We start from the raw sequence: 10,752 nt of genomic DNA on the forward strand, positions 1-10,752 counted from the left end.
TCAGCCCCCAGCCGGACCGATGCCCGACACTCCCCCAAGCTAGTCAGGACATGTACGCGCGCACGTCGTCCGCGCGGGTGATCACGCAGGTCATCCGCGGGGTGGACGGATCAGGAGGACGCGTCGTCGCCGGGGGTGACGAGGCCGCATTCGTAGGCGAAGACGACGGCCTGAACTCGGTCGCGGAGGCCGAGTTTGAGCAGCACGCGGGAGACGTGGGTCTTGACGGTGGCCTCGCCGACGAAGAGCTGGTTGGCGATCTCGGTGTTGGTGAGGCCGCGGGCGATCAGGCCGAGGACCTCGCGCTCCCGGTCGGTCAGCTCGGCCAGCAGGTCCGGGCGGTAGACGCGTTCGCCGCCGCCGGTGAACCGCTTGATCACCCGGCGGGTCACCTCCGGCGCGAGCAGGGCGTGGCCGGAGTGCACGACCTGGATCGCGTCGACCAGGTCCTCGGGCGCGGTGTTCTTCAGCAGGAACCCGCTGGCCCCGGCGCCGAGCGACTCGAACAGGTAGTCGTCGCGGTCGAACGTGGTCAGGATCACGACCTTGCCGGCGTCGGCCGCGACGATCTGCTGGGTCGCGGTGATCCCGTCCATGCCGGGCATCTGGACATCCATCAGTACGACGTCCGGCCGCAACGTCAGTGCGAGTTCGATCGCCTTCTCGCCGTCGGCGGCCTCACCGACCACCTCGATGTCCGGCTCGACCGACAGGATCATCCGGAAGCCGGCGCGGACCAGGTCCTGGTCGTCCACGAGCAGCACCCGCATCGGGGCGGTCTCGGTCATTCCGAACTCTCCTTCAGGGCCGGCGGATTCGGTGCCGGTGGGCGGTTCTGCGGGTCGAGCGGGATCCGGACCCGGACCCGGAAGCCACCGACCGGACGCGGCCCGATCTCGCTCTCGCCGCCGAGCAGACCGACCCTCTCACGGATCCCGACATGGCCCAGCCGGCTCCCGACCGGCGCGTGTTTCGGCCGGCCGTCGTCGAGGACCTCGAGCTCGACCGCGTCACCGAGATAACGCAGTGTGATGTGCGCACTGCGCGCCGTCGAGTGGCGGCGTACGTTCGTCAGGGCTTCCTGGGCGATCCGGTAGACCGACACCGACACGGTCTCCGGCAGCCGGACCGGTGCACCGATCTGGTGGAATCCGACAGACAGGCCCTCGCCGTTCACCTCCGCGATCAGCGCGGGCAGCCGGTCGGCGCCTGCCTGTGGCTCCTTGACGACGGGTGCGTCGATGTCCAGGTCCGGGTCTGCCGCGCGGAGCATGCCGAGCAGTTGGCGCATCTCGTTCACGGCGGTGCGGCTGGAGTGCTCGATCACGCTGAGCGCGTCCTTGGCCGCGTCCGGGTCGGTGTCCATCACGCGGCGGGCACCGCCGGCCTGGACGCCGATGCTGCTGATGTGGTGCGCGACGACGTCGTGCAGCTCGCGGGAGATCCGCAGCCGCTCGTCGATCACCGCGCGCCGGGCGTTCGCCTCCTGCTGGGTGGCGAGCTCGGCGGCCTGCTGCTCGAGCTCGTACCGCTGCCGGGCGATCCCCCACGCGGTGCGGCCCCAGAAGTAGGCACCGAAGAAGTACAAGGCGTTCAGCGCGAGCGTGATGATGACGCTGGACACGTACGGCGACAGCAGCGCGTGGTTCGGCCCTTCGATCTCGTTGTTGCGCAGCGCCTTGACGAAGTTGATCGTCAGCCAGCCGAACATGGCGACGAACACCAGCGCCGCCGAGGCCTTCATCAGGCGCCGGTCCCGGGCCCACGCGACCGCGGCGTAGATCGCCATGAACATGCTCGACTGGCTGACCAGGTTCGCGCTGAAGGCGAAGGTTGCCCGCTCGCCGTTGACCACGAACAGCACCGCGACCGCCAGCATCACCGGGATCGGGAAGCGGCGCCGCAAGCACAGCGGCAGGGCGATCGCCGCGCTCAGGACGTACGCCTCGACCCCGCCGATCCCCAGGTCGACATGCATCGGGGCGGCGCCCCGGGCCAGCTCGGTCCCGATGACGCCGGCCACGGCCATCGCCAGACCCAGCAGGATGTCGTTGCTGCGCTGCTTCGGGGACGGACCGGGCCGCACCCAGCCCCGAACCGTCGTCCCGGTGGCCGGTGGTGTCCCGGGCTCGGCGTTCGACGACGCCGTACCGAGTTCGAGCGTGGACATAGCTCATCAGCCTACGGGTGGATGGCTGCTGACCGGGGCCGCGTACCCTGGAGGGCGTGACCATCGCCCCAGAAGGACGGAAACTGCTCAGGCTCGAGGTGCGCAACGCGGAGACCCCGATCGAGCGCAAACCCGAGTGGATCAAGACCCGCGCCAAGATGGGCCCGGAGTACCAGGCGCTGCAGAAACTCGTGAAGTCCGAGGGACTGCACACGGTGTGCCAGGAAGCCGGCTGCCCGAACATCTTCGAGTGCTGGGAGGACCGCGAGGCCACGTTCCTCATCGGCGGCGACCAGTGCACCCGGCGCTGTGACTTCTGCCAGATCGACACCGGCAAGCCGGAGGACCTGGACCGCGACGAGCCGCGCCGCGTGGCCGAGTCGGTCCGGACCATGGGCCTGCGGTACGCGACCGTGACCGGCGTCGCCCGCGACGACCTGGACGACGGCGGCGCCTGGCTGTACGCCGAGACGATCCGCCAGATCCACGAGCTCAACCCGGGCACCGGCGTGGAGATGCTCGCGCCGGACTTCAACGCCGTACCCGAGCAGCTGGCCGAGGTGTTCTCGTCCCGGCCGGAGGTGTTCGCGCACAACGTCGAGACGGTGCCGCGGATCTTCCGCCGGATCCGGCCCGGGTTCCGCTACGAGCGCTCGCTGGACGTCATCACCCAGGCCCGGGACTACGGCCTGGTGACCAAGTCCAACCTGATCCTCGGCATGGGCGAGACCCGCGCGGAGGTCAGCCAGGCGCTGCTCGACCTGTACGACGCCGGCTGCGAGATCATCACGATCACCCAGTACCTGCGCCCCTCGGTGCGGCACCACCCGGTCGAGCGGTGGGTCAAGCCGGAGGAATTCGTGGAACTGCAGGACGAGGCCGAGGCGATCGGTTTCGCCGGAGTCATGTCGGGACCGCTCGTGCGTTCGTCGTACCGGGCCGGTCGGCTGTACCGTCAGGCTGTGGAATCGCGGATGAACTCCGCGGTACAAGACGCATAACAGGGAATCCGGGAGACATGGCCAAGAACGACGCGCCCGAAGAGAAGACCAGCCGGCTCAAGCAGATCCGGTCGGCGTACCAGCTGACCAAGAAGTCCGACCCGACGGTCGGACTGGTGCTCGCCGGGATCTTCCTCGGCATCGTCGCCGTGTTCGTCGTGCTCGGCTTCCTGGTCGGACCGCTGCTGGTCTGGATCCCGCTGGGTGTCGCGCTCGGGTTCCTGGCCGCCACGATCATCTTCGGCCGCAAGGTCGAGAAGGCGGCGTACAGCCAGATCGAGGGGCAGGCCGGTGCGGCCGCGTCCGCGCTGCAGACGCTGCGCCGGGGCTGGACCGTGACGCCCGCGATCGCGGTCACCAAGAACGCCGACATCGTGCACCGCGTGGTCGGCCGGCCGGGCATCGTCCTGGTCGGCGAGGGCCAGCCGAGCCGGGTGAAGAACCTGCTCGCCGCCGAGGGCAAGAAGCACACCCGGGTGGCCGGCGGCGCCCCGGTGATCCAGATCGTCGCCGGTCAGGGCGAGGGCGAGATCGACATCCGCAAGCTGACCAAGCACGTGATGAAGCTGCCGCAGGCGCTGCAGCCGTCGGAGATCACCGACCTGCTGCAGCGGCTGAAGGCGCTGGACGCCGTCCGCCCGCAGGTGCCGATGCCGAAGGGCCCGGTCCCGACCAGCCTCAAGGGCGCCCGGCAGGCCATGAAGGGGCGCTGACAGGGGCGCTGATCGGCGCCGGGGGACGACGAACACCTTTCGCTGAGTGAGCTGCCGGTAACCCGGCAGCCGCTCAGCAGTTGATCAGTCGTGACGTGGCACGTGTGTGCCTTCGTGTCGCGTCGTGGGGTGGCGGTTGGGCCTTAAGGTGCGACTGTGTGCGGGCGCTGACGGATCGAGGACACGAGGTTGACGACCATGACGGATCTCTTACCGGCGGGTGTGCACCGGCCGGTGGCGGAGACGTGGCCGACGTTGGCCCGCCCGCGCTCGAACCCGGTACGCCGGGCCGGCGCGCTGGCCGCGATCCGTCTGATCGCCAAGGACCTGCCGGCCACGATCCACCTGGAGAACCGGACGTACGGCCTGGGCGGCCCGGCGATGCGGGTCCACCGGGGCGCACATTTCCTGGACCGGCTGGGGCAGGACGCCGGATCAGGGTTCGGCGAGGCCTATCTGGCCGGCGACTGGGACCCTGAGCCCGGCACGGACCTGGCCGACCTGCTCGTCCCGTTCGCCGAGCGGTTCAGCAACGAGGAGACCCGGCACCTGCTGCCGAAGTGGGCCCAGTCGCTGCGCTGGCTGGTGACCCGCTCACAGCCGGGCGACCAGGAGAACGACCGGGCCGGCGCCCGCGAGAACGTCAGCCGGCACTACGACCTGAGCAACGCGATGTTCTCCGAGTTCCTCGACCCCACGCTGACGTACTCCGCGGCGTACTTCGGCGGCGACGCCTCCTCCGCTGTCATGGCCGACCTCGCGACGGCGTCGTACGACGAGCTCACCCAAGCGCAGCTGAACAAGCTGGACTCGATCCTCGACGCGGCCGGCGTTGTGTCCGGGTCGCGCGTACTGGACATCGGCTGTGGCTGGGCCAGTCTGGCGATCCGCGCGGCCCAGCGTGGCGCCTGGGTGACCGCGATCACGATCGCCTCGCAGCAGGCGTTGCTCGCACAGCGCCGGATCGCGGACGCCGGGGTGAGTGACCGGGTGCAGGTGGCGCTGCGTGACTACCGCGACCAGATCGGCGAGTTCGACGCCGTGCTGAGTGTGGAGATGATCGAGGCGGTCGGCGAGAAGTACTGGCCGGTCTACTTCGACGTGATCGAGCGACGGCTGGCCCCGGGCGGGGTCGCCGTGGTGCAGGCGATCGTGATGCCGCACGCGCGGATGCTCGCGACCCGGAACACGTTCACCTGGGTGCAGAAGTACATCTTCCCCGGCGGCCTGATCCCGTCGATCAAGGTGATCGAGGACGTCACCACCCAGCACACCGGCCTGCGGGCGGAGGTGATCCGCCACCTCGGCGCGGACTATGCGCGGACGCTGCGGATCTGGCGGAACCGCTTCATGGACCGCTCGCCGGCCATCGAGGCCCTCGGCTTCGACGGCACCTTCCAGCGGATGTGGGAGTTCTACCTTGCCTACTCCGAAGCCGGCTTCCGCACCGGTTACCTGGACGACGTGCAACTGCGCCTCACGCGCCGCTGACTTGTCGCTGGACGACGACCGTCTTCGCGGCGAGGTCGTGCAGTCCTCGCCGGTCCCGGTCGAAAACCACAGCGGGGATGACGAGGCAGATCAGCACGGCCCGGATCACCCCGGCGAGCAGGCCGGGTTGTGTGGTGTACGTCGTACCGCCGCGGACCGGGATCACCCGGAGCCCGCACAGTCGGTGACCGATCGTCCCGCCCACGAGACCGGTCAGGATCGCGGTCATCGCGAAGAACGTGACCAGTTGCGCGGTGCTGAAGTCGTTCCCGCCGGCCCAGATGGGCTTCGAGGTGACCGCCGACGCGATCAGCGCGGCGATCAGCCAGTCCACGAAGAGCGCGAGGACGCGCCGGCCCCACGTCGCGACCGAGCCCGGACCGTCCTGTGGCAGGCCGAGGCGGTTCCCCGGAAAACGGAATTCTTCGGAGGGTCCTGTGCCCGGCTGCGCCGATGATGCCATGATGGCTAGCCTACGGAAGCGCCCACGCCCCGCCGACAGCGGACCGCGAGATCTCAGGGCGTCACCGCCGTACACCAGTGGGTCAGCGCGGACACGCTGGGCGTAACATCCGCGAAACATTGGGGTCACGACCGAGTAATGCCGAGGCCCTACGTTCAGATCAATCTCTGAGCCACCCTAGGAGTACGTATGTTTTCCAGCGCTGAGGAGCTGCTCGCCTACGTCAAGGACGAAGGCATCGAGATCATCGATGTCCGGTTCTCCGACCTGCCGGGCATCATGCAGCACTTCACCGTCCCGGTGTCGTCGTTCGGGCCCGAGGTGTTCGAAGAGGGCCTGATGTTCGACGGTTCGTCGGTCCGCGGGTTCCAGCAGATCCACGAATCGGACATGAAGCTGCTGCCGGACCCGACCACCGCCTTCCTCGACACGTTCCGCGGGACGAAGACGCTGGCGATCAACTTCTTCGTCCACGACCCGCTGACCGGCGAGGCGTACTCGCGTGACCCGCGCAACATCGCGCGGAAGGCGCAGGAGTACCTGAAGTCGACCGGCATCGCGGACACCGCGTTCTTCGCACCCGAGGCCGAGTTCTACGTCTTCGACGACGTCCGGTTCGAGACCAAGCAGAACTCGGGCTACTACTCGATCGACTCGGTCGCCGGCGCCTGGAACACCGGCCGCGTCGAGGACGGCGGCAACCGCGGGTACAAGGTGCGCTACAAGGGTGGTTACTTCCCCGTCGCCCCGACCGACCACTTCGGCGACCTGCGTGACCAGATCACGCTGAACCTGGAAAAGTCCGGGCTGATCGTCGAGCGCGCCCACCACGAGGTCGGCACCGCCGGTCAGGCAGAGATCAACTTCCGCTTCGACGAGCTGCTGAAGACCGCGGACAACCTGCAGAAGTTCAAGTACATCGTCAAGAACACCGCCTGGGCGGCCGGCAAGACGGCGACCTTCATGCCGAAGCCGATCTTCGGTGACAACGGCTCCGGTATGCACGTCCACCAGTCGCTGTTCTCCGGCGGCGACGCGCTGTTCTACGACGAGTCCGGGTACGGCGGCCTGTCCGACGTCGCCCGCTGGTACATCGGCGGCCTGCTCAAGCACGCCCCGTCGCTGCTGGCCTTCACCAACCCGACGGTGAACTCCTACCACCGCCTGGTCCCGGGCTTCGAGGCGCCGGTCAACCTGGTCTACTCGCAGCGCAACCGGTCCGCCTGCATCCGGATCCCGATCACCGGGTCCAACCCGAAGGCGAAGCGGATCGAGTTCCGCTGCCCGGACCCGTCCGCCAACCCGTACCTGGCCTTCTCGGCCCAGCTGCTGGCCGGCCTGGACGGTATCCGCAACAAGATCGAGCCGGCCGACCCGGTCGACAAGGACCTCTACGAGCTGCCGCCGGAGGAGCACGCGGGCATCCCGCAGGTCCCCACCTCGCTCCCGGCCGTGATCGACTCCCTCGAGGCCGACCACGCGTTCCTGCTCGAGGGTGACGTCTTCACCTCCGACCTGATCGAGACCTGGGTCGACCTCAAGCGCGAGCAGGAAATCGCCCCGATCCAGCTCCGCCCCCACCCGCACGAGTTCGAGCTCTACTACGACGTCTGAGTTCGCAACCCCCGCCGTACGACGAGGCCCCCGACCGCTCCGGCGATCGGGGGCCTCGGCCGTTCAGGCCGGGATCAGGTCGGGATCAGTCCGGGTACACGTCCGGGAAGCCGAACAGCTCGACCAGCGTGGGCTGGTGGTGGAACGCGACCACACGTGAGACACCGGTGGCGGTGGTGGCCAGCACCACGGCGCCGTTCGCCCGAAGCACGCCGTCCGCGGACCGGTGGTACACGACGGCCGCGGGTTGCCCGTTGGCGGTGGTCGCGAGCATCCGCCAATCGCCCGGGGTGCCCAGCACGTAGGCGCCGAGCACGTGGATGCACATCGCCCGGCCTGCCTGCCAGTCACGGAACGGCGTCGCTTCCAGCGTGGCGTCCGTACGCAGCACCTTCTCCAGCAGGGCAGCGTCGGACCGCTCGAAGGCCGCGATGTACCCGTCCAGCAGCGCGCGGGCCCGCTGGTCGGTCGGTTCGAGCAGCTCCGCGGGCTCCGGCTCCAGTTCGTTCAGCCGAGCGCGGGCGCGCTGCAGGCCGCTCTTCACCGCGGCGGTGGTGGTGTCGAGGACTTCCGCGGTCTCGGCCGCGGAGAAGGCCAGCACCTCGCGCAGGATGAGGATCGCGCGCTGACGGGCCGGCAGGTGCTGCAAGCTCGCGATGAGCGCCAGCCGCAGCGACTCCCGCGCGACCACCACCGCGGCCGGATCATCGTTGGGCGGGGCGATCCACGCGTCCGGCAACGGCTCCAGCCACGAGACCTCGCCCGGCGCGGCAGGAGTCGGCACGCGGTCGGGTTCGTCGCACGGGCCGGCCAGTCCCGACGGCAGTACCCGGATACGGCGCGGCTCCAACGCCCTCAGGCACACGTTGGTGGCGATCTTGTAGAGCCAGGACCGGATCGACGCGCGGCGCTCGAATCCGGCGTAGGACCGCCACGCCCGCAGGTAGGTCTCCTGCACCAGGTCCTCGGCGTCGTACGCCGAGCCCACCATGCGGTAGCAGTGCGCCAACAGCTCCCGCCGAAACCGCTCCGTCTCGGCCGCGAACCGATCTTGAGCCGGAGTCGCCCGCAACTGCGCCGTCATGCGGCGAGCTTAGGCCGACGGCCTGCCGGCCCTTCGATAGCCCGACTCACGGCAGCAGGGCCAGCTTGCCGATGGTGGCCCTGGCTTCCAGTTCCGCCAGCGCCTTCGCACCGTCGGCCAAGTCGTACGCGGTGGGCCGGCCGGGGGTGAGCACCCCGGCAGCGATGAGCGCGAACAGCTCAGCCATGAGCTCACCGAAGATCTGCGGTGCGGCCTGTATCAGCACGCCGAGGTTGAGGCCGATGATGTGGACCTGGTGTCTGTACACCAGTTCCCAGTTGGTGATCGTGGCTTCGCCGCCTGCCAGGCCGTAGACGATGACCCGCCCGGTCACCCGTTTGGCCGCGGCCAGGCTGGCCTCGAAGGTGCTGCCGCCTGCGGACTCCAGCACCAGATCGGCACCGGCGCCGCTGGTCAGCCGCAGCACCTCGGCGACCAGGTCGCCGCCGACGGAGTCCAGCACGTGGTCGGCACCCAGCGCGAGTACGGTCTCGTGCTTGCCTGCAGAGGCGGTGGCGATGACCGTCGCGCCGTAGTGCTTGGCCATTCTCACCGCAGCCTGGCCGGTCGCACCCGCCGCGGCATGGATCAGCACGGTCTGCCCGACAGCGATGCCACCCAGAGGCTTGAGTGCGGCCAGCGCGGTGGGCCAGTTCACGACCAAGCCCAACGTCTGCTGCTCCGTCCAGCCTCCGGGTACCGCCGTCGCTGCGGCCGCGGGCAACACCATGTACTCGGCGAACGCACCGTTCCCGACGCCGATGACGCGAGTCCCAGGGCAGGGGCCGGTCACCTCCTCGCCCACCGCGGCGACCTCGCCGACGGCCTCGAAACCGGCCAGGTACGGCGGCCTTGGACCATCCAGGAACGTACCGTGGGCCCTCGAGATGTCGGCGAAGTTGATCCCGGCGGCGGTGACCCGGATCAAGACCTCCCCTCGGCCAGGCACGGGCACCGGTGCGTCGGTGATCAGCCGCATGTCCTGCGGACCATTGCGGGACGTCTGCTGCAGGGCGCGCATGGTGACGGGGATGGTGGCGGGGATGCTCATGGCGATCACCGTTCCTTTCTCGGCATGATCGAGACCGGCCCCGTCCAGCGGGCCGGCCTTCTACCAGGTAGACCCCCGCCACCGCGCAAAGGAATCGGCTGCCGCGGGCAGCCGCTCTGTTACCGAGTGAGAATCGTGGTCACCTCGGCGAGTTGGTCGGAGGACAGCGGGCCGTAGGCCAGGGCGCCGGCGTTTTCTTCTACCTGGGTTGTGGTTTTGAAGCCAGGGATGGGGATGAAGGCTTCGCTGCGGGCCCAGAGCCAGGCGAGGGCGCCTTGGGCCAGGGTGCGGCCGCCGGACGTGAGGACGTCGCGGATGGCGTCGAGGCGGCGGAGGGACTCTGCCTGGTCGCCGGACCGGAAGTTCCAGCCGTTCCGTACGTCGTCCGCCGGCAGACTGCTGTCCTGCGTGAACTTGCCGGTCAGCAGGCCCATGCCGAGCGGACCGCGGACGATGCTCGCGAGACCACTTTGCTCGCACAGCTCGAGCACCTCGTCATTGCCGCCGAAGACGTTGAAGTGTTGCTGGATCGCCTTGCAGTGCTCGCTCTTCGCGAACACGGCGGCCCGCTCCGGGCTGTCCGTGCTCCACCCGATCGCCCGGACCTTTCCGGCCGCGACCAGCTCTTCGAACACCGCGAGTACGTCGTCCGCCTTCGCCAGGTCGTAGCCGCCGAGGTGGAACTGGTACAGGTCGATCCGATCCGTGCCGAGCCGGCGGAGCGATTCGTCACAGGCCCACCGGATGTAGTCCGGGTCGCCGTTCTCCCCCGGTGCCTCCCGCGTCTCCTCGACGTACGTGTAACCGGCCTTGGACGCGATCACGATCTCGTCCCGCACGTCGCCGAGCGCGGCGGCGATCAGCTTCTCGCTGTGCCCGCAACCGTAGACGTCGGCGGTGTCGAAGAACGTCACCCCGAGGTCGTACGCACGTCGCAGCGCCCGCTTCGACTCGTCGTCGTCGATCACCCCCCACCCCACCGGACTCCCCTGCCGCGCATGCGGTCCCCCGATCGCCCAGCACCCCATCCCGAGCGCACTGACCTCTGGTCCACCCACACCGAGCGAACGTCGCCTTGCCTCAGCCATCGGATCCTCCGACCGTCGCGGGAACGTTTCCAGCATCCTGGTCACGACCCCCTGTTTCCGTCCAACACGGAAACAAA

At 69.1% G+C, this 10,752-nt stretch carries 10 protein-coding genes; 4 read left to right on the plus strand and 6 right to left on the minus strand.

All coding sequences use genetic code 11. The annotated features are described in order from the left end of the window. Positions 1–110: 110 nt before the first annotated feature. Together ACZ3HV_RS36210 and ACZ3HV_RS36215 are read right to left on the minus strand one after the other, a co-directional pair. Entirely contained in the window at positions 111–788 is a 678-nt protein-coding gene (locus ACZ3HV_RS36210) for a response regulator (protein WP_465691202.1), read from the minus strand. Beyond that, positions 785–2,170: a sensor histidine kinase gene (locus ACZ3HV_RS36215; RefSeq protein ID WP_465691204.1), complete on the minus strand. Its 1,386-nt coding sequence runs from the start codon at positions 2,168–2,170 to the stop codon at positions 785–787. Before ACZ3HV_RS36215 ends, ACZ3HV_RS36210 begins: the two co-directional genes overlap by 4 nt. 56 nt (positions 2,171–2,226) lie before the next feature. Between ACZ3HV_RS36215 and lipA the strand changes: the two genes are divergently transcribed. The 3 genes from lipA (at position 2,227) to ACZ3HV_RS36230 (ending at position 5,375) form a co-directional block, all read left to right on the plus strand. Continuing rightward, positions 2,227–3,171: a lipoyl synthase gene (lipA, locus tag ACZ3HV_RS36220; RefSeq protein ID WP_465691206.1), complete on the plus strand. Its 945-nt coding sequence runs from the start codon at positions 2,227–2,229 to the stop codon at positions 3,169–3,171. A gap of 17 nt (positions 3,172–3,188) precedes the next feature. Then, the gene (locus tag ACZ3HV_RS36225; protein WP_465691208.1) at positions 3,189–3,884 is read left to right on the plus strand and encodes a DUF4191 domain-containing protein; all 696 of its coding nucleotides are present in this window, start codon (positions 3,189–3,191) and stop codon (positions 3,882–3,884) included. A gap of 198 nt (positions 3,885–4,082) precedes the next feature. Continuing rightward, positions 4,083–5,375: a class I SAM-dependent methyltransferase gene (locus ACZ3HV_RS36230; protein ID WP_465691210.1), complete on the plus strand. Its 1,293-nt coding sequence runs from the start codon at positions 4,083–4,085 to the stop codon at positions 5,373–5,375. On the opposite strand, the gene ACZ3HV_RS36235 is transcribed toward ACZ3HV_RS36230, so the two are convergent. Next, complete coding sequence (locus ACZ3HV_RS36235) at positions 5,362–5,838, minus strand: RDD family protein (RefSeq protein WP_465691212.1); 477 nt, start codon at positions 5,836–5,838, stop codon at positions 5,362–5,364. The genes ACZ3HV_RS36230 and ACZ3HV_RS36235 overlap by 14 nt on opposite strands. A gap of 189 nt (positions 5,839–6,027) precedes the next feature. On the opposite strand from ACZ3HV_RS36235, the gene glnA reads away from it, so the two are divergent. Beyond that, positions 6,028–7,452, plus strand: coding sequence for a type I glutamate--ammonia ligase (gene glnA / locus ACZ3HV_RS36240; RefSeq protein WP_465691214.1), 1,425 nt, complete (start codon positions 6,028–6,030; stop codon positions 7,450–7,452). Positions 7,453–7,537: 85 nt separating this feature from the next. Here glnA and ACZ3HV_RS36245 read toward each other — a convergent pair whose 3' ends face one another. The 3 genes from ACZ3HV_RS36245 to ACZ3HV_RS36255 all read right to left on the minus strand — a co-directional run bounded on the left by ACZ3HV_RS36245 (position 7,538) and on the right by ACZ3HV_RS36255 (position 10,675). Further along, a complete protein-coding gene (locus ACZ3HV_RS36245) occupies positions 7,538–8,536 on the minus strand; it encodes an RNA polymerase subunit sigma-70 (protein WP_465691216.1) in 999 nt (332 codons plus the stop codon). Positions 8,537–8,582: 46 nt separating this feature from the next. Then, the gene (locus ACZ3HV_RS36250; protein ID WP_465691218.1) at positions 8,583–9,587 is read right to left on the minus strand and encodes a zinc-binding dehydrogenase; all 1,005 of its coding nucleotides are present in this window, start codon (positions 9,585–9,587) and stop codon (positions 8,583–8,585) included. Between the two features lie 119 nt (positions 9,588–9,706). Further along, positions 9,707–10,675 (minus strand): aldo/keto reductase, encoded by a 969-nt coding sequence (locus ACZ3HV_RS36255; RefSeq protein ID WP_465691220.1) that lies wholly within the window; start codon positions 10,673–10,675, stop codon positions 9,707–9,709. Between the last annotated feature and the right edge of the window lie 77 nt (positions 10,676–10,752).

It is taken from the genome of Kribbella sp. NPDC020701, assembly GCF_055562215.1.

Excerpts from the sequence above, each read along its gene's own strand:
- ACZ3HV_RS36210 (WP_465691202.1), bottom strand. The coding sequence starts at position 788 with ATGACCGAGACCGCCCCGATGCGGGTGCTGCTCGTGGACGACCAGGAC.
- ACZ3HV_RS36215 (WP_465691204.1), bottom strand. The coding sequence starts at position 2,170 with ATGTCCACGCTCGAACTCGGTACGGCGTCGTCGAACGCCGAGCCCGGG.
- ACZ3HV_RS36225 (WP_465691208.1), top strand. The coding sequence starts at position 3,189 with ATGGCCAAGAACGACGCGCCCGAAGAGAAGACCAGCCGGCTCAAGCAG.
- ACZ3HV_RS36230 (WP_465691210.1), top strand. The coding sequence starts at position 4,083 with ATGACGGATCTCTTACCGGCGGGTGTGCACCGGCCGGTGGCGGAGACG.
- ACZ3HV_RS36235 (WP_465691212.1), bottom strand. The coding sequence starts at position 5,838 with ATGGCATCATCGGCGCAGCCGGGCACAGGACCCTCCGAAGAATTCCGT.
- glnA (WP_465691214.1), top strand. The coding sequence starts at position 6,028 with ATGTTTTCCAGCGCTGAGGAGCTGCTCGCCTACGTCAAGGACGAAGGC.
- ACZ3HV_RS36245 (WP_465691216.1), bottom strand. The coding sequence starts at position 8,536 with ATGACGGCGCAGTTGCGGGCGACTCCGGCTCAAGATCGGTTCGCGGCC.
- ACZ3HV_RS36250 (WP_465691218.1), bottom strand. The coding sequence starts at position 9,587 with ATGAGCATCCCCGCCACCATCCCCGTCACCATGCGCGCCCTGCAGCAG.
- ACZ3HV_RS36255 (WP_465691220.1), bottom strand. The coding sequence starts at position 10,675 with ATGGCTGAGGCAAGGCGACGTTCGCTCGGTGTGGGTGGACCAGAGGTC.